25 protein-coding genes are annotated in these 25,032 nt (G+C 34.1%); 16 read left to right on the forward strand and 9 right to left on the reverse strand.

What is annotated here, in order from left to right; translation table 11 throughout:
* Window positions 1-18 precede the first annotated feature (18 nt).
* The 6 genes from TAGGR_RS03665 to TAGGR_RS03685 all read left to right on the forward strand — a co-directional run bounded on the left by TAGGR_RS03665 (window position 19) and on the right by TAGGR_RS03685 (window position 5,072).
* The gene (locus tag TAGGR_RS03665; RefSeq protein WP_439950934.1) at window positions 19-1,560 is read left to right on the forward strand and encodes an IS1634 family transposase; all 1,542 of its coding nucleotides are present in this window, start codon (window positions 19-21) and stop codon (window positions 1,558-1,560) included.
* A gap of 96 nt (window positions 1,561-1,656) precedes the next feature.
* A complete protein-coding gene (locus TAGGR_RS10250) occupies window positions 1,657-1,824 on the forward strand; it encodes a hypothetical protein (RefSeq protein ID WP_082673541.1) in 168 nt (55 codons plus the stop codon).
* A gap of 230 nt (window positions 1,825-2,054) precedes the next feature.
* The gene (locus TAGGR_RS03670) at window positions 2,055-2,660 is read left to right on the forward strand and encodes an energy transducer TonB (protein ID WP_161936168.1); all 606 of its coding nucleotides are present in this window, start codon (window positions 2,055-2,057) and stop codon (window positions 2,658-2,660) included.
* An 85-nt stretch (window positions 2,661-2,745) separates the two neighbouring features.
* A complete protein-coding gene (locus TAGGR_RS03675; protein WP_059175997.1) occupies window positions 2,746-3,909 on the forward strand; it encodes an LL-diaminopimelate aminotransferase in 1,164 nt (387 codons plus the stop codon).
* Entirely contained in the window at window positions 3,906-4,307 is a 402-nt protein-coding gene (locus TAGGR_RS03680; protein ID WP_059175998.1) for a secondary thiamine-phosphate synthase enzyme YjbQ, read from the forward strand. Before TAGGR_RS03675 ends, TAGGR_RS03680 begins: the two co-directional genes overlap by 4 nt.
* On the forward strand, window positions 4,308-5,072 hold the full coding sequence (locus TAGGR_RS03685) for a YkgJ family cysteine cluster protein (protein ID WP_059175999.1): 765 nt from the start codon (window positions 4,308-4,310) through the stop codon (window positions 5,070-5,072).
* Window positions 5,073-5,107: 35 nt separating this feature from the next.
* On the opposite strand, the gene rlmN is transcribed toward TAGGR_RS03685, so the two are convergent.
* The 4 genes from rlmN to TAGGR_RS03705 are packed head-to-tail and all read right to left on the reverse strand — an operon-like array spanning window position 5,108 to window position 9,424.
* Window positions 5,108-6,130: a dual-specificity RNA methyltransferase RlmN gene (gene rlmN, locus TAGGR_RS03690; RefSeq protein WP_059176000.1), complete on the reverse strand. Its 1,023-nt coding sequence runs from the start codon at window positions 6,128-6,130 to the stop codon at window positions 5,108-5,110.
* Window positions 6,123-6,800: an LOG family protein gene (locus tag TAGGR_RS03695; RefSeq protein ID WP_082673542.1), complete on the reverse strand. Its 678-nt coding sequence runs from the start codon at window positions 6,798-6,800 to the stop codon at window positions 6,123-6,125. The genes rlmN and TAGGR_RS03695 overlap by 8 nt, the downstream gene beginning before the upstream one ends.
* On the reverse strand, window positions 6,784-7,173 hold the full coding sequence (locus TAGGR_RS03700; protein ID WP_059176002.1) for a co-chaperone GroES: 390 nt from the start codon (window positions 7,171-7,173) through the stop codon (window positions 6,784-6,786). The genes TAGGR_RS03695 and TAGGR_RS03700 overlap by 17 nt, the downstream gene beginning before the upstream one ends.
* 19 nt (window positions 7,174-7,192) lie before the next feature.
* The gene (locus tag TAGGR_RS03705) at window positions 7,193-9,424 is read right to left on the reverse strand and encodes a vitamin B12-dependent ribonucleotide reductase (protein ID WP_059176003.1); all 2,232 of its coding nucleotides are present in this window, start codon (window positions 9,422-9,424) and stop codon (window positions 7,193-7,195) included.
* A 59-nt stretch (window positions 9,425-9,483) separates the two neighbouring features.
* Between TAGGR_RS03705 and TAGGR_RS03710 the strand changes: the two genes are divergently transcribed.
* Window positions 9,484-10,491, forward strand: coding sequence for a sodium:calcium antiporter (locus tag TAGGR_RS03710; RefSeq protein WP_059176004.1), 1,008 nt, complete (start codon window positions 9,484-9,486; stop codon window positions 10,489-10,491).
* On the opposite strand, the gene TAGGR_RS03715 is transcribed toward TAGGR_RS03710, so the two are convergent.
* Window positions 10,492-10,785, reverse strand: coding sequence for a ferritin family protein (locus TAGGR_RS03715; RefSeq protein WP_059176005.1), 294 nt, complete (start codon window positions 10,783-10,785; stop codon window positions 10,492-10,494).
* A gap of 97 nt (window positions 10,786-10,882) precedes the next feature.
* Here TAGGR_RS03715 and TAGGR_RS03720 point away from each other — a divergent pair, with 97 nt between their 5' ends.
* The 6 genes from TAGGR_RS03720 to TAGGR_RS03745 all read left to right on the forward strand — a co-directional run bounded on the left by TAGGR_RS03720 (window position 10,883) and on the right by TAGGR_RS03745 (window position 15,700).
* Complete coding sequence (locus TAGGR_RS03720; protein WP_059176006.1) at window positions 10,883-11,218, forward strand: YtxH domain-containing protein; 336 nt, start codon at window positions 10,883-10,885, stop codon at window positions 11,216-11,218.
* On the forward strand, window positions 11,215-13,557 hold the full coding sequence (locus TAGGR_RS03725; RefSeq protein ID WP_059176007.1) for an endonuclease MutS2: 2,343 nt from the start codon (window positions 11,215-11,217) through the stop codon (window positions 13,555-13,557). The genes TAGGR_RS03720 and TAGGR_RS03725 overlap by 4 nt, the downstream gene beginning before the upstream one ends.
* Complete coding sequence (locus TAGGR_RS03730) at window positions 13,554-14,006, forward strand: TIGR00725 family protein (protein WP_059176008.1); 453 nt, start codon at window positions 13,554-13,556, stop codon at window positions 14,004-14,006. Before TAGGR_RS03725 ends, TAGGR_RS03730 begins: the two co-directional genes overlap by 4 nt.
* Before the next feature lie 172 nt (window positions 14,007-14,178).
* Window positions 14,179-14,679 carry a hypothetical protein gene (locus TAGGR_RS03735; RefSeq protein ID WP_059176009.1) on the forward strand — a complete coding sequence of 167 codons (501 nt, stop codon included), beginning with the start codon at window positions 14,179-14,181 and terminating at the stop codon, window positions 14,677-14,679.
* A gap of 21 nt (window positions 14,680-14,700) precedes the next feature.
* On the forward strand, window positions 14,701-15,117 hold the full coding sequence (locus TAGGR_RS03740; protein ID WP_059176010.1) for a hypothetical protein: 417 nt from the start codon (window positions 14,701-14,703) through the stop codon (window positions 15,115-15,117).
* A gap of 10 nt (window positions 15,118-15,127) precedes the next feature.
* The gene (locus TAGGR_RS03745) at window positions 15,128-15,700 is read left to right on the forward strand and encodes a hypothetical protein (RefSeq protein WP_059176011.1); all 573 of its coding nucleotides are present in this window, start codon (window positions 15,128-15,130) and stop codon (window positions 15,698-15,700) included.
* A 78-nt stretch (window positions 15,701-15,778) separates the two neighbouring features.
* Here the strand turns inward: TAGGR_RS03745 and TAGGR_RS03750 are convergent, their stop codons facing one another.
* Complete coding sequence (locus TAGGR_RS03750; protein ID WP_059176012.1) at window positions 15,779-17,647, reverse strand: sensor histidine kinase; 1,869 nt, start codon at window positions 17,645-17,647, stop codon at window positions 15,779-15,781.
* Window positions 17,648-17,751: 104 nt separating this feature from the next.
* Here TAGGR_RS03750 and TAGGR_RS03755 point away from each other — a divergent pair, with 104 nt between their 5' ends.
* Window positions 17,752-19,686: a c-type heme family protein gene (locus tag TAGGR_RS03755; RefSeq protein WP_059176013.1), complete on the forward strand. Its 1,935-nt coding sequence runs from the start codon at window positions 17,752-17,754 to the stop codon at window positions 19,684-19,686.
* Window positions 19,683-21,053: a sigma-54-dependent transcriptional regulator gene (locus TAGGR_RS03760; protein WP_059176014.1), complete on the forward strand. Its 1,371-nt coding sequence runs from the start codon at window positions 19,683-19,685 to the stop codon at window positions 21,051-21,053. Before TAGGR_RS03755 ends, TAGGR_RS03760 begins: the two co-directional genes overlap by 4 nt.
* Window positions 21,054-21,133: 80 nt before the next feature.
* On the opposite strand, the gene TAGGR_RS03765 is transcribed toward TAGGR_RS03760, so the two are convergent.
* From TAGGR_RS03765 to TAGGR_RS03775, 3 genes are read right to left on the reverse strand one after another with little or no spacing between them, the layout of a single operon-like run.
* On the reverse strand, window positions 21,134-22,411 hold the full coding sequence (locus TAGGR_RS03765) for a phenylacetate--CoA ligase (RefSeq protein ID WP_059176015.1): 1,278 nt from the start codon (window positions 22,409-22,411) through the stop codon (window positions 21,134-21,136).
* The gene (locus tag TAGGR_RS03770) at window positions 22,368-22,841 is read right to left on the reverse strand and encodes a 2-oxoacid:acceptor oxidoreductase family protein (protein WP_059176016.1); all 474 of its coding nucleotides are present in this window, start codon (window positions 22,839-22,841) and stop codon (window positions 22,368-22,370) included. Before TAGGR_RS03770 ends, TAGGR_RS03765 begins: the two co-directional genes overlap by 44 nt.
* 9 nt (window positions 22,842-22,850) lie before the next feature.
* Entirely contained in the window at window positions 22,851-24,650 is a 1,800-nt protein-coding gene (locus tag TAGGR_RS03775) for a thiamine pyrophosphate-dependent enzyme (protein WP_059176017.1), read from the reverse strand.
* A gap of 184 nt (window positions 24,651-24,834) precedes the next feature.
* Between TAGGR_RS03775 and TAGGR_RS10615 the strand changes: the two genes are divergently transcribed.
* Complete coding sequence (locus TAGGR_RS10615; RefSeq protein WP_161936169.1) at window positions 24,835-24,972, forward strand: hypothetical protein; 138 nt, start codon at window positions 24,835-24,837, stop codon at window positions 24,970-24,972.
* Window positions 24,973-25,032 lie beyond the last annotated feature (60 nt).

Consider the following 25,032-nt stretch of genomic DNA (forward strand, 5'->3'; position numbering starts at 1 on the left):
ATCCTATTTTTTATTTTCATTTCTGGAAAAACAAGGCACAGGTATCTATTCAGTCTTGGCAGGCTTGAAGATTTCCTGAACACAGAGTCATTTAAAAAACTTGCAAAGAGAGCATTAGGGCAGGAAGAACAAAAGCTTGAACTTAGAAAAATCTCAGAGGGAAGAATACTCAACTATGGACATTGTCTGATAAAGAAACTCTGGGATAGATTGAGTCTTGATGAATTTTTCAACTCTGTGACAGAAAACAAAAGGGCTGATATTGCAAAGGCAGTATTTTACATGACAACAAGGCATATGATCTCATCAGACAGTAAACTTGGAATGTATGAGACAAAGCAAGAGTATCTTGGATTTGAAAGTATTGGGATAAATCATCTGTACAGGGCACTTGATGTTTTAGCAGATTTTAAAGACAGTCTTGAGAAGCATCTATTCAATATGAGATATAATCTTTTTAACTCATCAGTGGATGTTGTGTTTTATGATGTAACGACCATATATTTTGAGAGTCAGCAAGAGGATGTGTTAAGGAAGTATGGATTCAGCAAAGATGGTAAAATTGGCAGTGTTCAGATAGTGCTTGGATTACTCATAGACATGGAAGGATTTCCAATAGGATATGAAATATTTCCTGGAAACACCTTTGATGCAAAGACATTGATACCCTTTTTAGAGAAAATAAAGAAGAGATTTTCACTAAACAGGATAATAATAGTAGCAGACAGGGGTATAAACAGCAGGCTCAACTTACTTAAGCTAAGAGAGCTTGGATTTGGCTACATAGTGGGATTAAGACTTAAGAGTGCAGATGGAGAGCTTTTAAAAGAAGTATTTAATCCAGAGGGATTTGTAGAAATACAGACAGAGGCGGGATTGTTCAAATACAAACAGATCAAGCATACATTTAAAGTTAAGGATGAACGAGGCAGAACAGGACAGATAACAGACACAGTAGTAATAAGCTATTCAGAAAAGAGAGCAGAAAAAGACAGGGCAGAGAGAGCCAGGCTGATACAGAAAGCCTTAAGACTGCTTGAGAGTCCCTCTGTCATAGAAGGATTAAACAAAAGAGGTGGCAAGAAATACATAAAAGCGGAAGGGAAAAGAGGATACAGTCTTGATGAGGCTCTGATAGAGCAAGACAGCCTTTTTGATGGATACTACTGTGTTCAGAGCACAGAGGAAAACCTGACAGCACAGCAAGTTCTCAAAGCCTATCACAGCCTGTGGAAGATAGAGGAGTCTTTCAGGATAATGAAACACAGCATAGAGGTAAGACCTGTATATCACTGGACAGAGAGAAGAATAAGGGGGCATCTGGTAGTATGTTTTCTAGCTTTTTTATTCATGAGGATGCTGGAGGATGCAACAGACAGAGCAGCCACATCTGAAAGAATAAAGGAAGCCTTAAGGAGTGTCATATTGACAGAGTTTAGTCTTGATGGACAGATATATTACTTAAAGAACAAGATTGACAGAGTAGCTAAGTCTCTATTCAGAGCATTAAAAATAAAAGAGCCAGCCAATATAACAGCTAGAGAAGATTTCAAAATATAAACTGTCTAAAAATCAAAAGACTACGATTTTTGTTGTACAAAAAATTGCTATTTTTAAAAATAAAATTCAATATTTTCAATGAGTTATAAAATTTAATTGATAAACTCAGGAGATGATAAAGTTACAGTAAGTGAAAGTGGAATTTCTGAAAAAGCTCATGTTGAACTTCTTTTTAAAAACGGTATAGATGCTATTTTGGTTGGAACATCGATAGTTTTAAGTGATAACCCCAGTCAAAAGATAAAAGAGCTGAAAATTTCCTGAGCTGGCTTGTAAGTATACTAAAGAGTGTCACTGTTAGGTGCTCGATGCTTTGAGACACTTCTAAATGTTGACTGAGAAAGAAAAAATGTATTAGAATTTCAAAGCTTATCCTGAAGGATAAGTTAAGCCATGAAGGCAAGAAAGCTTTCATGGCTTTTTTATTTGAATATTTTTATTTGAATATGAAAACGCTTTATATAAATAAATTTGAGCATTTCATTTTAGTTTCTATGATTTTACATTTTGTGCTTTTTGTAGCATTTTCAAGTTTTGCAAAACTAAATAAAAATAATGAGGAAATTGAGATTTTTATAATAAATGACGCTTCTACTCCTTACAAGAGTTTACAGAGAGTTCCTGTGGTTTCAGCGAAAAATACTCAGATAGAAAGAAAAAAATCTTATTTTAAGTCTAACGATGATATAAAAATTAGAGAAGAAAAGACAGAATCTATTTTGGATTTTCCATCCAATATTTCTGAATCTACAGGGAAAGCATCATCACAGAGTTTTGTATCAAATTCTTCAACTACAGAGAAAACTGACATAATTGACGCAGAATTTGGAAGTAGCAGAGGACCCAAGTTTATTCACAGAGAAATTCCTGTATATCCTCAAATTGCAAGAAGACTCGGGAAAGAAGGTAGAGTTGTTTTGAGATTAACCCTTAATGAAAAGGGAGAACTTGTAAATATAGAAGTCATAGAAGGAGCTCCCTATGGTTTTACAGAATCTGCTGTTGAAGCAGTAAAAAAATCAAAGTTTTCTCCTGCCACCAAAGATGGTAAACCAGTAGCTTGCCGAGTAGTTCTTCCTATAAGGTTTATTTTGAAATAATAGAGCAGACAACATAAACTAATTCTTTAAAATATTGTAAGTTTTTTTGTAAACTAAAGAAACGAACAATAATTAAGGAGGGCACATGCAGATAGAGTATGCAGAAAGAATAAGAACTCTGCCACCATATCTTTTTGCAGCTATTGATCAGATGAAAAAAGAAGCTCTCTTAAAAGGAGCGGATCTTATTGATTTAAGTATAGGTGATCCTGATATTCCTACTCCTTCCCATATTGTTGAGGCAATGAAAAAGGCTGTTGAAAAACCAGAGCATCACAGATATCCAAGTTATGAAGGGATGCTGTCATTTAGAAAGGCTGTTTCAGATTGGTATAAAAGAAGATTCAATGTAGAGCTTGATCCTGAAGGAGAAGTTTTAAGTCTAATTGGTTCAAAGGAAGGAATTGGGCATATTCCTCTTGCTTTTGTTGATCCAGGAGATATTGTCCTTGTTCCCTCTCCTGGATATCCTGTTTATCCTGTTGGAACAAAATTTGCCGGCGGTATTCCCTATTTCATGCCTCTCAAAGAAGAGAATGATTTCTTGCCAGACCTTGATTCTATTCCAGAAGATGTCTGCAAAAAAGCAAAACTCATGTTTATAAACTATCCTAATAATCCAACGAGTGCTGTTGCTGATAAGAAATTCTATGAAAAAGTCATAGAGTTTGCTAAAAAATATAATATCATTGTTTGTCATGATGCAGCTTACTCAGAGGTTTACTATGAAGAAAAACCTATCAGTTTCATGCAAATAGATGGAGCTAAAGAGGTTGGAATGGAGTTTCATTCTCTTTCAAAAACCTATAATATGACTGGATGGAGAATAGGATTTGCTGTAGGAAACAAAGAAGTTCTATCAGGACTCGGAAAAGTTAAAACAAATCTTGACTCCGGTGTTTTTCAGGCCATTCAGGAAGCGAGCATTGTAGCACTTGAAACAGATGATAAAATTTTAAAAGAAATAAGAGATATTTATAAAGAAAGAAGAGATGTTTTGTACGAAGGACTTAGAGATGCAGGATTTGAAGTTAAAAAACCTATGGCAACTTTTTATCTATGGGTTAAAGTTCCAAAAGAGACAAACTCTATAGATTTTGTTGCCAAGCTTTTAAAAGAGGCGGAAGTTTTATGCACACCTGGAGTTGGATTTGGTGAATACGGAGAGGGATATATAAGGTTTGCTCTTACGCAATCTAAAGAAAGAATAAAAGAGGCTGTAGAAAGAATCAGGAGGCTTAAGCTGTGATTAAGACATTAACAGTTAAGACTTCTTCAAGAGAAGAATTCGTTGATATTACTGACGAGGTTGAAAGGGCTGTAAGAGACAGAGAAATTAAAAACGGAGTTTGTTACCTCTATGTTCCTCATACAACAGCAGGAATAACAATTAATGAAGGAGCTGATCCTTCAGTTAAAAAGGATATTATTAATGCTCTGAAAAAGATTGCTCCATATGCTGCAGGATATCTTCATATGGAAGGAAATGCAGACAGCCATATTAAGACAACAATTGTAGGTTCTTCAGCTATTGTTTTTATCGAAAATGGAACCCTTGTTTTAGGCCAGTGGCAGAGTATATTTTTCTGTGAGTTTGATGGACCAAGAACAAGAAAAGTTTATTTAAAGATAATAAAGGAGGAATAAATGTTAAACATTAATGCCATAGCTCCAGACCAGTTAACAGATGAGTCAAGATTTAATTTTCGCTGCTATCCAGGAATTTCCTGCTACAAAAGCTGTTGCAAAAATATTGATATTATGCTAACTCCCTACGACATAATTAGATTGAAAAATAGATTTAAGATGAGTTCAACTGAGTTTTTACTTAACTATACCAATGTATTCATTGATCCAAAAAGTGGATATCCATTTGTTTTTTTGAATAAAAATGATGATGAAGAAAAAACATGTCCATTTTTATATGAGGCAGGATGTTCTGTATATGAGGACAGACCTGCTACATGCAGGTATTATCCAATTGGAGTGGCTTCTCTAAAAAAGTTTGATATATTGGCAGATGGAATAACCGAAGAGTTTTTCTTTTTTGTTAGAGAACCACATTGTAAAGGTTTTAATGAAGAAAAGGAGTGGACAGTAGCTGAATGGAGAGCTGACCAGGGAGTTGACCTTTATGATGATATGAACAGAGGATGGAAAGAGCTTTTCTTTAAGAGAAGTCTTAAAGTTGAAAAACTTGACGAAAGAAAGGCTAAAGCATTTTATATGGCTTGTTATGATATTGATGCATTTAAAAGCTTTGTTTTCGAAAGTAGATTTCTTGAGGTTTTTGATGTACCAGCGGAAAGAGTTGAAAAAATAAGCAAAGTTGAAACGGAACTTATGAATTTTGGATTTGACTATGTAAAATTTATCCTGATGATGAAGGAGACATTGAAGTTAAAAAAATAGTTAATATCATCAGTAAAAAAGTTATTTAGACTTCATCAATAGAGAGCTCTCAGCTGTCCACATGCTGCGAGTATATCTTTTCCTTTACTTTTCCTGATAAACACAGAATAACCCTTTGATACCAGTATTTCCTGAAATTTGATTATTTCCCAATCCTCTGGTTTTTCAAACTCACAACCTTCCCATGGATTAAAGGGGATAAGGTTTATTTTTGATTTTATTCCTTTGAGTATCTCTGCAAGCCTCAAAGCATCTGTTTCAGAGGAGTTAATCCCTTTAAGCATAACATACTCAAAGGTAATTCTTTCTCTGGGTTTTAAAGGATATTGTCTCAAGGTTTTTAAAAGTTCATGGAGTGGATATCTTTTATTTATTGGCATAAGATAATCTCTTGTTTTTTCATCGGCGGCATTAAGAGATATCGCAAGTTTTACTGAAGGAGCTTTATTGGGTAATTCTTTAATTGCAGGAATAATTCCAGCAGTTGAAATAGTAATTCTTCTTGGAGAAAATTCAAGCAAATATTTAAATCGCCATAATGATTCAATAACATTTTCAAAATTCAGCAGAGGCTCACCCATCCCCATAAAGACAATGTTCGTAATTTTTTTGTTTTCTGCTTTTATCAATTTACTTACTTGAATAAACTGATCAACTATTTCCCATGTATAAAGATTTCTTTTAAATCCTATTTTACCTGTAAGACAGAACCTGCACTTAAGAGGGCATCCAACTTGACTTGATATACAGAGGGTTAGTCTGTTTTTATCTGAAATCAGAACACTTTCAATTTTTTCTTTATCTTCTAATTCCCATAAAAATTTTTCTGTGCCGTCCTTACTTATTTTTCTTTCATTAAGGCTAATGTTACCGATGTAGTATTTTTTAGAAAAATTCTCTCTGAGAATTTTAGGCCACTCAGTAATTTCCTCAACTGAACTGGCATGTTTTTTATAAATCCAATGAATTAATTGCTTTGCTCTGTATAAAGGGAGATTTTCGTATTTTATGATTTCTTCTATATCTTTTTGGCTGTAATATTTAAGATTTTTAAACATTATTTACACGATGAAGAGGTGGAATAGGAACTTCAAGCTTTGTAAGGTAATTTTTAAGATAACTGCAGACAGCCTCAGGATTGTCAATGACTTCAAAATATTTAAAGTCATTAATACTTATGGCACCAATATTTTTAGGTGCGTTTTTAAACCATTCAAGAAGTCCTTTCCAATAGTCAGAACTATAGAGAATTATTGGAAAGGATAGAATTTTACCTGTTTGAACAAGAGTCAGTGCTTCAAAGAGTTCATCAAGAGTTCCAAAACCACCAGGGAAAATAACAAATCCAATTGAATATTTTATAAACATCAGTTTTCTAACAAAAAAGTATCTGAAATTTAATGAAATATCAAGATACTTATTGGGATATTGTTCTTGGGGTATTTCAATATTAAGTCCAATTGATTTTCCTTTACCAAGTTTTGCACCTTTGTTAGCAGCTTCCATTATCCCTGGACCGCCTCCTGTAATAATTGAAAAGCCTTCTTCACTTAAAAGTTTTGCTACTTTAAATGCTTCCTGATAATAAAAGCTATCTTCAGGTAGTCGTGAACTTCCAAAAATGGAGACTGCAGGACCAATGCCATGAAGAGTTTCAAATCCTTCAACAAGCTCTGACTGAATTCTAAATACTCGCCATGTATCGGATGATTTAAAATCCTCTATCATCCTCATCATCCTCCAAAATCGTTGTTCTTATAAGTGCAAGAATGGCAGAGTGAGGGACAATTAGATATTTTTTTTCTTCAAACTCTATCTCAATCCCTGCATCTTTAAGAAAAAGAGCATAATCACCTTCCTGAGCCTGTAGCGGTATATATCTTATTGGTTCAACCTGTGATTGTTTCCATGGTTCTTCAAGAACAGCAGAAGGATCATTAACAGGGTAACCAGGTCCTACTTTTATAACTCTTCCACCAAGAACTTTATCTTTTTCTTTAACTGTTGGAGGCAAAAAAAGACCTGCTCTTGTTTCCATTCTTTCATCTGGTTCTATTAGAACTCTATCTCCAACTATTATTAATTTTCTAAGTGTTTTCATCTCTAAAATCTATTTTATCTTAGCTACATCTGGTAAATCCACAACTATGACAGATAACACAACCCTCTTCATAGGATAGAAAACTTCCACACTCAGGGCAAGCTCCATAGTGAGCTACTTCATCGGATTTTGAATCAATCTGTGGTGCATCTTTTTTCTGCAAATTATAAGAACTTCTTCTTATTTCAGCTTCAATTGCCTTTGCTATAGCATCTGAACAGCTTGTAATCTTTCCATTTCCTGACCAAACAGGAGCATGACATGAAATACCTTTAAGTTGTTTTACTATTTCTTCTGGTTCAATTCCACTTCTTAAGGCAAGAGATATGAGCCTTCCTATTGCTTCTGCTTGAGATGCTGCACAACCACCTGCTTTTCCAATATTTGTAAAGACTTCAAAGAGTTTTTCCTCCTGATCTTTGTTAATTGTCACATAGAGATTACCACATCCTGTTTTCATTAGTCTTGTAACACCTTTAAGTACTTCAGGTCTTTTCCTTGGTTTTAAACTTATCTGTAAAGGCTGTGTTTCTGTTTTTCCCTTTTGTATGACCTGTCCCTGTCTTGAGCCGTCTCTATAAACTGTAACACCTTTACATCCAAGACGATAGGCAAGAAGATAAACCTCTCTTACATCATCCTCTGTTGCATGATTTGGAAGATTTACTGTTTTACTGACTGCGTTGTCAACATATCTTTGAAATGCTGCCTGCATGCGAATATGATCGGAAGGAGATATTTCATGGGCAGTAACAAATATTCTCTTAATTTGTTCTGGAATTTCTTCAATTTCCTGAATTGAACCCTTTTCAGCTATTTTTTCTGCTAAAGCATCAGACCAGAGTCCTAACTTCTCCATTTCTTTTTTGAAATGGGGATTAACTTCTATAAGACGGGTTCCATCCATTACATTTCTTACAAAACATATGGCAAAAAGAGGTTCAATTCCAGAGGAGCATCCTGCAATTATACTCAATGTTCCTGTTGGCGCTATTGTAGTTATTGTTGCATTTCTTAAAGGCATTTTATCGTAGTAGATGCTTTTTGGATAGTTTGGAAATGTACCCCTTTCTTTTGCAAGACTCTGAGAAGATAGTCTTCCTTCTTGCAGGATGAACTTCATTACCTCCTCTGCAAGGCTAAGAGCTTCCTTTGAGTTATAGGGAATTTTTAGCTGAACAAGCATATCAGCCCAGCCCATAACACCAAGCCCTATTTTTCTGTTTGCTTTTGTATTTTTTTCTATTAGAGGTAAAGGATATTTATTTGCATCAATTACATTATCAAGAAAGTGAACAGCTTTCCATACAACTTCTCTTAGAAGTTCCCAATCAATAGAGTCTCCTTTTACCATTTTTGCGAGATTTATTGAGCCGAGATTACAGGACTCATAAGGCAAAAGAGGCTGTTCTCCGCAGGGATTTGTTGCCTCAATCTCACCAAGAAGAGGGGTAGGATTTGCAGCATTTATTCTGTCAAGAAAAATAATTCCAGGTTCACCGTTTTTCCATGCCTGATGGACAATTAAATCAAATACTTCTTTTGCTTTTAATCTCTTCACAGTCTGTCCAGTTCTTGGATTTATTAAATCATACTCTTCGTCATTTATAACTGCTTTCATAAACTCTTCTGTAAGCCCAACAGAAATATTAAAGTTTGTGAATTTTGTAAGATCATCTTTGCAGGTTATAAACTCAATAATGTCAGGATGATCAACTCTTAAAACTCCCATATTAGCTCCTCTTCTTCGTCCTCCCTGCTTTACAGCTTCTGTTGCAGAATCAAAAACACTCATGAATGATACAGGACCTGAACTTATTCCTTTTGTTGAACCTACCACATCTCCTTTTGGTCTCAGACGAGAAAAGCTAAATCCGGTTCCTCCACCTGATTTATGTATTATTGCAGCATATTTTACGGCATCAAAGATTCCCTCCATAGAGTCCTCAACGGGTAGTACAAAGCATGCACTGAGTTGCCCAAGAGGAGTTCCTGCATTCATTAAAGTTGGAGAGTTTGGAAGGAATTTCAGTGAAGTCATAAGCTCATAAAACTCTTCTTTTGTTTTACTGATTTCTTTTTCAGATTTCCCATACATTGCATCTATTTGAGCAATTGCTGTGGCTACCCGATCAAATAACTCTTCTGGTGTCTCTACAATTTTACCTTCTTCATTTTTTTTGAGATATCTTCTCTTTAAAACTTCTATTGCATTGTTTGTCAGTTCAAGCTTTACCTTTATCTTTGCCATTCTTAATCCTCCTTTTTATGGGTTGTTAAGAAATGAAACTTTAGATTATAATTTTAAGCATGACTGTCGATATTTTTCTACTCCTTTTTAATCTTATGTTGATTTTACTTAGTGCAGAGATATTCACCAATGGAGTTGAAGTCTTTGGAAGGAGACTCTCCTTAAGTCAAGCAGTTACAGGAAGCATACTTGCCGCAGTAGGAACAGCTCTTCCTGAAACAATTCTTCCAATGGTAGCTATCTTTATGCACAAAGGAGAGGCAGCACACAGCATAGGTATTGGTGCTATATTAGGAGCTCCATTCATGCTTGCCACACTGGCATTTTTAATGATAGGACTTACTGTTTTTGCTGGATATATTTCAAAGAGAAGAAGTTTTATTTTTGAGGCAGAAATTCCCACAGTTAAAAGGGATTTAATTTTTTTTCTTGTTATGTATTCGGTAGGTGTTTTTTTACCAATGCTTTTAAAACTACATGTAATAGTTGCTTTTTTACTCATATTTGGATATATAGCATATCTCTATATTACCTTTAAAAGTGAAAGTAGCGGAATTTTACATGAAGAAAAGCTATATTTGAACAAGATTTTAGGGAAAATCCTGCCAGTAGGGAGATTTGAAACATTTTTCTCATTACTGCAGGCTTTAATTGCTCTTTTTATAATGATAAAAGGTGCTCATGGATTTGTCTCTGCCCTTCAACATATTTCTCATCAAATTGGATTTGATCCTCTCTTATTTTCTCTTTTGGTAGCACCAATTGCCACAGAACTTCCTGAAAAGTTTAACTCTGTAACATGGACATTTAAAGGAAGAGATACTCTTGCAATGGGCAATGTGACAGGAGCAATGGTTTTTCAGTCAACTTTTCCTGTTTCAGTTGGAATTATCTTTACAGATTGGAACATAACAGGCTATGCATTGGTGAGTGTCTGTCTGGCAATTTTTGCGTCTCTAATACTTTTAGGGGAAATTCACTTGAAGAGGCGAATTTCCCCTTTCACTTTAATCTTTTCAGGCTCTTTTTATCTTGTCTATGCTTTTTTGGTAATAAAATCCTTCTAATTACTCCTCTTCCTCTTCAAGTAACTCTTCAACCTCTTCCTTTCCTTCTTCAAGTTCATCTTCCTGTTCTTCGTCATTCATAAGTAAAAGGGTAAGAAATTCTCCTACATGAGTTTTTTCTTCTCTTGCAATGTCAAGAAAAATTGCCTTAATTTTCTCATCCTTTGTTAATGAGGCAAGCTGTTCATAGAGATTGATAGCATCAAGCTCAGCAATAAGACCAATTCTTAGTATCTGCCTGTCAATGTCTTCATCAGTAAGGTTTTCCATACTAAAGGGAATTTTTGAAAGCATAAAACACCTCCATAAATTTTTATTAATTATATCCTATTTGCCAGGCTAAATATCAACAAAAAGTGTTAAAATTAAATAAACATCTAAGGAGGCAAAAATGAGGGAAGAAGGAAAAATTTTAGCAGCCTTTTTAATTGGGGGACTTATAGGTGCAGGGCTTGCTCTTTTATATGCTCCCAAGTCTGGAGAGGAAACAAGAAAAGAAATTAAAAAGAAAGCTAAGGAGTTGAAGAAAAAAACTGTAAGAGCAGCTGAAGACCTCTATGAAGAGATTGAAGATCTCTCAGAGATGCTTAAAGACAAGGTTAAAGAAATTAAGGAGCGTGGTCAGGAATTAAGCTCAGATGCAAAAAAGGAAATTCTAAGTCAGATAGAAAAACTCGTAAAGGTTATTGAAGACAAAAAGAGGAGGCTTCTGGAGAAGCTTGAGTGATTGATAAAAAGATTCTTTTAGAGTTAGATTTTTATAAAACATTAAGTTTAATAAAAGATTTTACCAGTTCCTCAGCTACAAAGAAAGCTATTGAAGCTATTTCTCCTTTTGATGAGTTTGAAGAAGCTAGCAGAACTCTTAAAGAATTTGAGGAGATGCAAGAAGGCAGGTCTCTAAATATTCTTTCTTTCCCTGATATTTCTGAATTAATCGAAAGGTCAAAGAAAGAAGGAGTAATTTTTGAACCTGCTGAGTTGACTCAATTTTTAAAGGTTTTAGAAGTTTTGGAAAATATATCATCCTCTGTTGAGGAGTTATTGAACTTTTCCTTTTTAAGTCAAAGAATAAAAACTATTCTTGGCACTAACTTATCTATAGGCAATCCAAAACTCCTTGAGATACTTGAAAATACCGTTGATGAAGAAGGCAATATCCTTGATTCAGCCTCTTCCTATCTTAAATATATTAGAAAGCAGATAAAAAACACTGAAGAAAGAATAAAACAAAAACTTGAAGAGATGCTTAATAGAGCAGATATACAGATTTTTCTTCAGGACCGATTCATAACTCAAAGAAATAACAGATGGGTTATTCCTGTTAGGATGGACTCAAAGGGACAGGTTAGGGGAGTTGTCCATGATGTGTCTCGTTCAGGTGAAACAGCCTTTATTGAACCAGAAGAAATAATTCCTCTTTCTAAAAAAAGGGAAGAACTTTTGATTGAACAAAGAGTTGAAGAGATAAGAATTTTAAAGGAAGTCTCATTTGAAGTACATCAAATCAGTGAATCTCTAAAAAGACAGTTTAATTTGCTTGTCTATCTTGACAAGATGCTTTCAATCTACAGATTTTCTAAGAAATTTAATGCTTCAGTTCCTCAACTAACTAAAGAAATTACAATAAATCTAATTAATGCAAGACATCCTCTTTTGATGCTAACCACAGAGGTTGTCCCTCTTCAGTTAGAGCTTAAGAATAAGAAAGTTTTAGTGATCACAGGTCCAAATGCAGGAGGGAAAACTGTAACAATAAAAACTGTAGGACTTTTAACTGCAATGGCTCTTTCAGGGCTTCCTATTCCTGCAAGTTCTTCATCTGTAATTCCTTTTGTAAGAAATATATATGTTGATCTCTATCATGAAGGCTCAATTGAAGAGCATCTTTCAAGCTTTGCATCGCACATAGTGACTCTTAAAACCATACTTGAAGGTGCTGACTCAGAAAGTCTTGTTCTTCTTGATGAAATAGGAACAAATACAGATCCAGAGGAAGGTTCAGCTTTAGCCTGTGCAATTCTTGAAGAACTCAAAAATAGAGGCTCTCTTACCTTTGCAACAACTCATTTAAGTAAGGTAAAGATTTTTGCTGCAACACAAGAGGATATAGAAATAGCCTCAATGCTTTTTGATGAGGCAACAATGACTCCACTCTATAAATTAAGCATTGGGAGTCTTACTCCTTCATATGCTCTTGAAGTTGCTAAAAGATATGGATTCCCTGAAAATGTTATTAGAAGGGCTCTTGAATTGAAAGGAACTCAGGATAGAGAAATATATGAACTTATGAAAGAACTTGAAAGAGTTAAAAAAGAATATAATGAAAGACTTGAGGAAGTTGAAAAAATTAAAAATAAAATCCTTGCTGAGAAGGATAAATTAGAAAGAGAGATAATCGCAGCTTCTGAAAATAAGAAAAAAATTATTGAACAGGCAAAAAAAGAGGCCCAAGAGATGTTGATAAAACTGAAAAAAGAGATTAATTTTCTCTATGAAGAGGCTAAAAAAGCAGACAGAAAAAGACTTAGAGAAATATCAAGGAAAATATCTGAACTTTCAAAACAGTTTAGTTCTGAAAAATCAGAACATCAGGAAAAGATAGATCCTGGAGATTTTGTTAAGATCAAAAATCTTAATCTTTCAGGAAAAGTATTGACAATCGAAGATGGAAGGGCAAAGATTCAAACAGACTCTATACAGATTGAGACCGAAATAAGTGAACTTGAGAAAGTGCTGTCTCCGAATATGCATGAGAAGACTAAAAGTTTAGGGCAATTTGTTCTTACCAGTGAAGGAAGTTCTCCAAAGTATGGGGAATTTTTACCCGAAAAGCTTGATATTCGCGGGATGAGAGTTGATGAAGCTCTATCTATTGTTGAGAGATATTTAAATGAACTTTCACTTAAAGATTTATCAAGGGGTTTAATAATTCACGGCATTGGAAAGGGAGTTTTGAGAGACTCTATAAGAGAATATCTAAAAGAGCATCCTCTTGTAAAAGCTTTCACTAAAGGAAACCCAGATGAAGGAGGAGATGCTGTAACAGTGGTGGAACTAAAATGAAAACTGTAGGTGTTATTGGAGCAGGCAGAGCTGATGAAGAGCTTCTACAAATAGCAGAAGAAGTAGGACGTCTTCTTGCAAAAGAGGGAGTTACAGTTATCACAGGTGGGTTAGGTGGAGTTATGGAGGCAGTAAGCAGAGGTGCTTTTCTTGAAGGAGGTATTACAGTAGGAATACTGCCAACACTTAAAAAGGAGGATGCCAATCCTTACGTAAAAATTCCCATTCCTACTGGTATTGGAGAGATGAGAAATGCTTTAATTGTAAGAGCCTCTGATGTATTGATTGCAATAGGTGGTGAGTATGGAACATTGAGTGAGATAGCCCTTGCTTTAAAAACAGGGAAAAATGTCATTGGAATAAAAACATGGGATATCAGGGGAGTAATTGAGGCTAAATCAGCAGAGGAAGCTGTAAAAAAAGCCCTAAATATAAAATCAAAATCGTAAGATTCTTGATTAAACATTTATCATTTGCATTTACTGAAAAAACAAATTTGTTATCTCGCAGAATCTTCATAACCTGTAGAAGTATTTATCCCCCCGAAATTTAAAAAAAATTTTGAATAATTTTTAGTTTGGAGTATACTATGGTTAGAAATAAAAAAGAAGGAGGTGAAGATTGAAAAGAGCGACATTTATTATCATCGTTTTTTTTCTTTGTTTTACTTTCATTGCTCAGGATAGCATCGGACAGTTGAATTTAAATCCGCCAAAAGTTAACGAAAATATTCAAAAACAACAACAGCAAACTCAGCAACCACAAAAACCCAACCAAAATATTCCAAAACCGCAACAGCAACAGATACCACAGCCACCAAAGCTTAATGAAAACATCCCAAAACAACAACCACAACCTACAGTAAGAAGTAGAGAATTTCGAAACATTGACTTTATAGCCGAGCCACACGCACGAAGTAGAGAGTTCAGGAACATTGACTTTATAGCCGAACCACACGCACGGAGTAGAGAATTTCGAGATATTGACTTTATAGCCGAACTTCATGCAAGAAGTAGAGAGTTAAGAGATATTGACTTTATAGCAGAGCCACACGCACGGAGCAGAGAATTCAGGAACATTGACTTTATAGGGGTAAAAATTCTTGATTTAGAGAGAAAATAATGAAAATCAAATGGAGGAAAAATGAGAAAAATATTAAAGATGTCTTTAAAACTATCTTTTGCAATTGCTATTTTATTAATTTTTGGCAACTCTGCCTCTGCTCATCCGCCTTCACAAACAGAGTTTCCATATCTTGGTCATTTTGATATATATGGAAAAATAACTGCTCCAGACGGCACTATTATTCGTTTTCCTGCAGATGCAAGGGTAACAGCCAAATCAAGTGAAGTAATTGGTCAAGTTATGCCCAGACACTGCCTTTTGAGTACTGAATCTTTCTCACCCATAGATCCAAATACAGGAGAATATCACCTTATATTCTTTATAGATACGACAAAACCAGAGTGTAGAGAAAACTTCAATAAACCGCCAATATTGTTAGACAAGATAAAATTAATCAATGCACCTGGTTATGATTTAAAGATTAAAAATAAATAGGAGGATATAAATGAAAAGATTAATTTACACAGTTTCTTTGGGATTAGTTTTAGGTTTGTTTCTTTTAACCGCAACTTATTCGGAAACACCACCTCAACCAAAAGACCAGCTTAAATCTCCTGTTGATAGTGAAAAATTAAAGCAAATTAAACCAATTCCAGTACCCAAATGCCCTGATTTAGTAGCAGAAAAAATTGAGTTTACAATTGTTTCAAGGACTGGAAAGTTTTCAGGAAAAGTGAGAATTACAGGAGTTGTTAAGAACGCTGGTTCAGAACCCTATATTTCAGGACCAAATCAGCAGGCAGTTCATCTTTATGAATTTATACCCGGTGGCAGCCCAAGACTTGTAGCGAAAAAGAATTTTCAAAATTTAAATCCCGGTCAGCAGATAACAGTTACCTATGAACGCAACTGGGATGCGGCATCTACTTCAGAAGGAGAGTTTCCATCCTCTTACAGGGTAGTCATAGTATATGATCCGGATATAAGAATGGATGGCAATCCAAAGAATGATGACTGCAATCTCAACAACAATGAAAAAGAAAGAAGCGGAGCAGATATAAACAGACTTTTCAAGTAAGAGAATATCCCTGCAGGAAGAAATAAACTTTCTGCAGGGAGTAAAAATAAACACATTAAAACTTCAAAAAAGTATCTGTCATGAATTTCCTTCTGAAATGGGTAGATAGATTTTAAATGTTGTGCCCTTTCCTATTTCGCTTTCAACTTCTATAAAACCTTCGTGGTCTTTTATTATCCTGTAAACAATAGAAAGTCCTAATCCTGTTCCTTTAGCTCCTTTTGTTGTAAAGAAGGGTTCGAATATTCTCTTTTTTGTTTCTTCATCCATGCCAATCCCGGTATCTGAAACATACAAAACAGCAAATTTTTTATTTAAAAATGAAGCAATTTTTGTCTTTATAGTCAATTTCCCTCCCTCTGGCATCGCATCATGGGCATTTGTTATTAAATTCATTAAAACTTCATCAAAAGCTTCAATGTCAAGTTTAACAGGAAGTGAGGAATCTAATATTTCATAAACTATTTGTATAGATTTTGATGCAGAGGTTTCTAATTTTGATTTCATCGAGAGAAGAATTGAGTTTAGATCGACAACTTTCATTTCGTATTTTCTCTCACCGGTAACACTCAATATTTCTTTTGAAAGATATATTGCTCTTTTGGAAGCATTAATTATCTGGTCTAGTGCATTTTTTGCAAACTCATTTGATACCTTTGGCTGAGCAAGGGTGGCAAATCCTTGAATAATATTTATAAGATCCTTAAATCTGTGCACTGCTTCACCAAGAGAACGCTTTATAGATTCAAAATAATGAAGTTCTTCTAATTGTCTTTCCATTACTCTTGCTTCAAGGATTTTTACTGAAGCATCTGAAATTGCTTTGCTTAAATGTCCTATTTCATCTTTTCTTCGAACAAATTTATCAAAATATATTTCCTTAAATCCAAGATTTGATGTTTCCCTTGCAATTTCTATCAAAGGGTTTATGTATCTATTCGTAATATAAATAAGGACAATAAATGTAAGAATGAGTGAAGCAAAAATTTGATAAAAAAGATGCAAATATAAGGATTTCGTAATAACTGTTTGAGGTAACAGTGTTACGAGCGAGAGATTTCTATTTCTAATATTAAAGTTCTCTATCTTTACAAACCATTTTTGATTGTTGAAACTAATTTTATAAAAACTCTCATTTTTTTCTGATTCTATGGCATGATAAAGTAAAGGAAAAATATTTTTATCAAGTTTATAAATTTTCCCTGGCTCAGGAGTAATTTCATTTGAAAAAGCTATTAAATCCTCATTTTCTGAAATAAGATAAAGTTTTGCCTCTGGATGAAGCTTTTGCTTGGCTTTACTTAAAAAAAGTGATAAATTTTTTATCATTACATCAATTCCAACAACTTCCTTTAAATCACTGCATAACAATAGAGAAGCTGTTATACCCGGGTCTTTTGTTGTTCTGAATGTGTATTCTTTGCTCCAGTAAATATCATTGCTCTGGAGCGCCTGTTTATACCATATTGTATTTCTTGGATCATAGTTGTCTTTTACTATTTTCTTTTCTATTATTTCTCCATCACTATTTAGAGTATGCCATAAAACATATTGCCGATATTCTGCTTTTTTAATCCTATTAAGCCACTTCCCTCTGTCATTTAAAATAAGATATCCATTTCCTTTACCATCCCCATAGTTTATTGAAGTTACATAAGGATATTTTTTAATGAAATCCATAAAAAATTTATTGGTTTTCACAATATCATTGAAGTTTAAAATTTTGCAACAAACAAGAGCCTGTACATTATATAGAAAATTTTCAACAGGATTAATTAATCTCTCAGTTTCTGATTTAAATAAAAGAGCAACAGTCTCTGTGTGGTGGTTAAGATTTTTTTCAGCAAGATGTAAGGAGAAGAAATAGTTGGTTAAAGTAATTCCTGTGAACAAAATTATCATTGTCAACACAAAAAGCCATTTAATATTCAAATTAAACTTTGCCATCTCTGATTAAATTATACTCTTTTTAAAAATTTTTGCCCACTTTTGATGACTATCGAAATTAATAAATTTGCAAATATTGTCTAAACTCTTTTAAATTTAAAGTAATGAATCTTAAAAATCTCTCATTGAATACGAAGTTTACTCTTTCAATTATTTTAATAATTTTTGCCTTTTGTGTGCTCTTTTCTTTTCTTATTTATTATCATCTCAAGCAAAAAGTAATAGAAGATGCACATGAAAAAACAAGAATCATTATTACTCAAATGGATGCACTTGGTAAGTATGTTAAAGAAGAACTGAGACCAGCTATTTTTAAACTTCTTCATGAGACAGGTAAAAAAGATGAGTTTATTGTTGAGGGAATGTCAACAACTCATGTAAGACTTAATGTGATGCGAAGATTCAATAATAAAATAGGAAATTATATTTACAAAAGAGTTTCTTTACAACCTATAAATCCTGAACATCAGGCAAATTCATTAGATATGAGACTGATTGATTATTTCCAAAATAATTCCAATAGCGAATCATGGAGTGGAATAGTGAAAATAGAAGGACAAGAGTTTCTCATAATAGCAAAGCCTATCATTGCTGAAAAGGAGTGTTTGATCTGTCATGGAAAGGTTAAGGATGCCCCAAAGGCTTTACTTAAGATGTTTCCTCGTAACAGGGATTTTACATGGAAAGAGGGAGAAATAATGGGAGTAGAGTCAGTATCTCTTCCAATTGCTTCTACTTTAGGAGAGATAAAAGGTATTGCAATCTCTACTTTTTTGTTTGGTTTGATTTCTCTAATTTTCCTTTTTGTTGGACTTCAGGGTGCTTTTTGGAGTTTTGTGATTAAGCCCTTAAAAAGATTGAGTTTACTATTCAGAGGAATTGTCAATGGAACAGAACCTCTTAATCAAACAATTGAGGTAAAAACAAAGGATGAAATTGGTGAATTAATCTTTTCTTTTAACCAAATGTCAAAGTACTTATTTGAAGCTCAGGAGGCTACTAAAAAATATGCTGAAACTCTTCAGACAATTTTTGAAGGTATCACTGACCCGCTTGCTCTTGTAAATCCTGATTGCACAGTAGAGATGACAAACCATGCTTACAGAAAATGGATTTTAGAGGGCAGAGCTGCGGTATTCAATGAAAAATGTGATCCTGAAAAAATTGATCCGGATAAATTTTGTCCAGTTCATTTTCTTAAAAAAGTAATTGATACAAAAAAACCTTTTTCAGAATACTGGGAAGGAGAGGATCAAAAACATTACTTTATTCATCTTTATCCAATTTTTAACGAGAAAGGAGATGTTATAAAAGTTGTTCACTATGTTAAGGATATTACTGAAAAGAGAAAAATTGAAGAACAGATGAGAATTACTGAAAAACTTGCAGCAATTGGACAGCTTTCAGCTGGATTAGCACATGAAATTAATAATCCTCTTGGCGGAATCAGACTTTGTTTTAATAATTTAATAGCAACTGAGATGGATGAAGAAACGAAAAAAAGACACATTGAAGTGATAAATCAGGGATTGATGAAGATTCAGGAAATAATAAAACAACTTCTTGATTTTTCAAAACAAAGCGAGCTTATTGTATCTTTGGTTTCTGTAAATACTCTTGTAGAGAATGTTTTAAAATTAACTGACTATTTGATATCAAAAAAGGGAATTAAAGTTGTTAAAAAACTCTCACCGGATATACCAAAAATCATGATTGATTCAAATAAAATAGAACAGGTTTTTTTAAATATCGTTCTTAATGCTATTCAAGCAATGGATGGTAAAGAAGGAACTTTAACCATTCAAACTTATCTAAAAGATGATTTTTGTTGTATTTCCTTCACCGATACCGGGCCTGGTATTCCTGAAAACATTCTTCCAAAAATTTTTGATCCATTTTTCACAACAAAACCAGTTGGACAGGGCACAGGACTTGGACTTTCAGTAAGTAAATCTATTGTTGAGCAACACAATGGTAGAATTACTGTTGAAACTTCCAGAAATGGAACTACTTTTATAGTGGAGTTACCACTAAAATGAAAGAGAGAATTCTCATAGTTGAAGATGATCCTGCGATGAATCTCGGGATGTATCATTTTCTTCGTTCCTCAGGATATGAAGTAAAATCCTGTGAGGACGGTACAAAAGCTCTTGAGATAATTGAATCAGACAAATTTGATATTGCTATAATTGACCTAAAACTTCCTGGAGTTGATGGACTTACTCTTCTTAAACACATAAAGAGTAAGTCTCCACAAACAGGAGTAATAATCATAACTGCTTTTGCTGAGGTAAAGACTGCAGTTCAAGCAATAAAAGATGGTGCCTTTGATTACATTGCAAAACCATTTACAAATGAGGAACTTTTTTTAGTAATACAAAGATTTTCAAAATTTAGAAGCCTTGAAAAGGAAGTAAGATACCTTACTGAGCTTGTTAAGAAAAAAGAGGGATTTGAAGAGATAATTTGTAGCAGTCCTGCAATGAAGGAAATTCTTGACAAAATTGATGTAGTTGCAAAAACAGATGTACCTGTTTTAATTCAAGGAGAAAGTGGAACAGGTAAAGAACTTATAGCAAACGAAATTCAAAGACGAAGTTTAAGAAAAGATAAACCTTATATTAAAATAAACTGCGCTGCTATTCCAGAGACTCTTTTTGAATCAGAGCTTTTTGGTTATGAAAAAGGAGCTTTTACAGGAGCCAGTGAAAAGAAAAAGGGTAAATTTGAGCTTGCAAATGGAGGTACATTATTTTTTGATGAAATTGGTGACATGCCAGTAAGCCTTCAGGCAAAACTTTTAAGAGTAATTGAAGAAGGCAGTGTTTATCCTCTTGGTGGAAAAGAACCAGTAAAGATTGATGTAAGATGCATATATGCAACAAGCAAAAATCTTAAAGAACTTATAAAAAATGAAAAGTTCAGGGAAGATCTTTTTTACAGAATAAATGTCATTCCTATTGTAATACCCCCTCTAAGAGAAAGGAAAGATGACATACCTCCATTGATTGATCATTTTTTGAAAAATTTTTCTGAAAAGTACGGTAAAAAAAATATTACCATGTCCTCTTCAGCCTATGAAGTTTTATTGCGTTACGATTATCCTGGAAATGTTAGAGAGCTAAAGCATGTAATAGAGAGGGCTGTTCTTCTTTCAAAAGATGGCGTGATTGATATTAAACATCTTCCTGAAGAGTTTTATAAGGTGGAGTCATTTCAAAAGCAATGTTTTTCTGGTAATTTATCTCTTAAAGAATGTCTTGAAAACTTTGAAAAGAGTATCATACTAAGGGCTCTTCAGGAATGCGGATGGAAAAAGTCAGAGGCAGCAAAAAAACTTGGAATAAGCAGAAAAGCTTTGTGGGAAAAAATAAAACTTTACCGAATTAAAGGGCCTGATTTATAACTTGATAGAATTCAGTGATAAATCTGCATTCGCAATAATAGATGATTTAGAGATGTTCCACGTGGAACATCTCTAAAAAATTAAATTTTCTTTCTTTTGTCAACGATTCTTACTGCTTTACCGGGGACTCTCTGAATTGTTCCTTCCGGAACAACTTGAATTTTACTGTGAAAACCTAAAAAGTCATATAGTTCAAGATCAAGATGCTCGAGTTCTTTTTGGGTAATTCCATTGTCAGCCTTTTCAACAATGATTGTCATCTCATCTTTGCCTTTCACAGTTTCTATAACAAGCTGATAATATGGAGAAAGTCCTTTATATTTAAGAAGAATTTGCTCAACCTGTGATGGATAGAAGTTAACTCCTTTAACTTTGAGCATGTCATCTGTTCTTCCACGGATTCTGCTTACGCGAACATGGGTTCTTCCACATTCGCATTTTTCATATGACAGAATGCTTGATATGTCCCTTGTTCTATATCGTATAAGCGGTAAACCTTCGCGGGTAAGAGTAGTAATAACCATTTCACCTTCCTTGCCTTCTGGCAAAGGTTGTCCTGTCTCAGAATCAATGATTTCAACAATATAGTGGTCTTCCCAGATATGGATACCTGCTCTTGCAGGACAGTCAATCCCAAGTCCTACACCACCTGTTTCAGTAAGTCCGATTATGTCAAAGGTTTTAACATTCATCTCCTCTTCAATTCTTTTTCTGTATTCATCTGACCATGTTTCAGCTCCGAGTATGGCAACTCTAAGTTTGGTTTCTCTGAAATCAAATCCGCTTTCACGGGCAACCTCTATCAGTCTTGCAGGATATGAAGCAATTGCTCCAATTGCTGTGACTTCAAGTTCTTTGATAAGTTTAAGTTGCATCAGAGACCTTCCTGCACCTGCTGGGACAATAAAGCAACCGAGGCGTTCTGCACCATAGTGAAAACCAAAGCCGCCATTAAAAAGTCCAAAAGAAGGCATTATCTGAATTCTATCTTTTTCTGTAAGACCTGCACAGGAAAGGCATCTTGCCATTATCTCTCCCCATTGAGCTATATCGCCTCTTGTCATTGCATTTATTACAGGAACACCAGTTGTGCCAGAACTCATATGCATCCTTGCACAATCTGAAATATCACAGGCTATATGTTTGAAGGGATAACAATCTCTTAATTCATCTTTTGTTGTAAATGGAAGAAGTTTCAGGTCATCAAGGCTCTTTATGTCTTCAGGTTCAATGTGTTTATATTTTTCTTTAAGGCATGAATTTGAATTTTTTAAATACTTTAATGTTTTTCTCAGCCCTGCAATCTGAATTTTTTCAATTTCCTCTCTCGGAAGAGTTTCCTGGACTGAATTGAACATAATTACACCCCATTAAAAAAGATTTTTTATTTTCTTCATCGAGGATTTTTGAAACATCATCACAATCAAATATCTTTGTTTTTTTTACGAAAATTCCGAGTAAAAAAGTATTCACATAACGCATTGGCACAGAAGAAAGTGCTTTTTCTATTTCTTCTTTTGTAAACATAAAAATATTGCTACCAAAGGTTTTTGCATAATCTATCAAATCTTCACTTAGAAGAATAACCATGTCAGCAGTGCCTCTGCGAACAAGACCACTGAGACCTTCTCCAATCTTCATCTGAATCTCTACTGTTCCACCTTTTTTAGCCATTCCTTTTATTTCTGTTGAACGAACTGAGACTGCTTTTTTGCTCGCTGCTTGAGCAATTATTCTTGAAAAAAATATTACACCCTGACCACCCTTACCAAGAATAACTAGTTTCATAGTTTTTTATTATATCAAAGTTATAGCTTTTGTAGGACAAACATTTATACAAAAACCACAACTAATGCAAAGAGTCTTATCAATATTAGCCTTTTTCTCCTCATCATCAAAGACTATTGCAGGGCATTCAAACTCTTTAATGCAAATCATGCAACCTTTGCATAGTTCTTTTTCTATTTTTACAGGTATTTTTGGATTGTTTTGAAGTCCTTGCTTTGTATTTATGCAAAGATGTCTGAAAACAATAACTGCTGGTTCATTATTTTTCTTTAAAAACTCTTTTGCTTCCTTCAGTGTGTTTAGAGAATTCTGAAAATCATAGGGATCTACAACTTTTATAAAGTTAACACCAAGAGATTTAACTATGTCTTCTATTGAAACTGTCTTTAATGGTTGACCAAGAAAGTCATGAGGAGTTGAAAGAGTTTTTTGATTTCCTGTCATTGCCACAGTTTGATTATCAAGGATTAAAAGCAAAAAGGGAACTCTATAATGAACTGCATCAATTAATGGAGGAATTCCTGAATGGAAAAAGGTAGAATCTCCAATTATTGAGATAACATCCTGTTTTTTATTCCCCAGTTCAAAAGCTTTACTGAAGGCAAAACCAAAGGAAACGCTTGCCCCCATATTTAAAACAGTATCTGTTGCTTCAAAATTAAGTGCAAGGGTGTAGCAACCTATATCTCCAGCATATATTGCCTTTTTACCAAATATTTTTTTTACTGAAAATAGTGCAGCTCTATGAGCACAGCCAGGGCAAAGAGAAGGTCTTTTGAGTGGTGGTATCTGAAGTGTTTTTCTATTTTTTATCAAACCAAGTTTTTCAAGAATTTCTTCACAAACCTCGGGTGTAATCTCTCCTTGTTTTGGAACCAAGCCATTTCTTCTTCCTTCTGTATCAAGCTGTAACTCAATGACAGGATAGGTTTCCTCAACAGAGATTATACGATTGAATTTTTCTATAAAATTGAATTTTTCTTTTGATAAAGGATAGGGTATGTCAAGTTTACAAAGAGTAATTTTATCCTGAAGCCCATACTCTTCAATAAGTTCATAAATATAGGCAAATACAGCGCCACTTGAAAGTACAAGAATCTCTCCATTAAAGAAGAGTTTTGGTTTATTTTGTGCTGCAATCTTTTCAATCTTTTCGTTTAATAATCTATGAAGTTCAAGTCTTTGTTTTGGAGTTGCTGCAAATCTGCTTAATTGTTTTGACCAGTCCTTTGAAGACTTAAAATGTGGCTGTATTGTGTTACTTGATTCGAAATCTTTTATATCAACGATTGCTCTTCCATGGGAGATTCTTGTGGTGCTGCGAAGCATCACTGGAATGCTAAATTTTTCACTTAATTCAATGGCTTTTTGAGCGAATTCATAAGCTTCTTCAACAGTTGAGGGGTCTAAAACAGGAATTTTTGCTGCCATTGCCATAAATCTGCTGTCCTGTTCTGTCTGGGATGAGTGGGGACCTGGGTCATCAACGCTTATCACTACAAAACCAGCTACTGTGCCCACATAGGCAGAATTCATAAAGGGATCCATTGCAACATTGAGACCTACTTGCTTCATTGTAACAGCACTTTTTATGTTTGCAAGACAGGCTCCATAGGCTATCTCATAGGCAACCTTTTCATTAATTGACCAGTCAGCAAAGGCTTTAAGAGAGAATTGTTTTATAAGGCTTTGGACAGCAGGAATAATCTCACTTGAAGGAGTTCCGGGATATCCGGTTATAAACCTAACTCCTCCATGAATTAAACCATGTGCAATTGCTTCATTACCAGAAAAATAAAACTTGGACATCTTTATATGATAAAAAATTTTTACCTCTTATGCAACAGAAACATCAGAATATGGTAAAAATTAGGAAGTATTTTAAGAACGTGATTTCATAAAAGAAAATTTTATATCATAGTAAATATGTGCATATTACATACTGAAATGTCCACTGTATATGGTGGGGAAATAAAATTTCTGGCATTTATTTATGATTCTAAATAATTCCATTCCTGTGGTCATGTATCATCATGGATTAAGAGCATTCAGACATTTTTTCAGACATGTCTATGATGTAGATATTGATAAAGACAAGTTCAAAATAGTTGAAGAAAAGGCAAAAAAATGAGAAAATTATATAAAAGCGATATAAATAAGTTTCTCAATTTTCTTGAAAAATTATTAAAAT

This window comes from Thermodesulfovibrio aggregans, assembly GCF_001514535.1.
Lineage (GTDB): Bacteria > Nitrospirota > Thermodesulfovibrionia > Thermodesulfovibrionales > Thermodesulfovibrionaceae > Thermodesulfovibrio > Thermodesulfovibrio aggregans.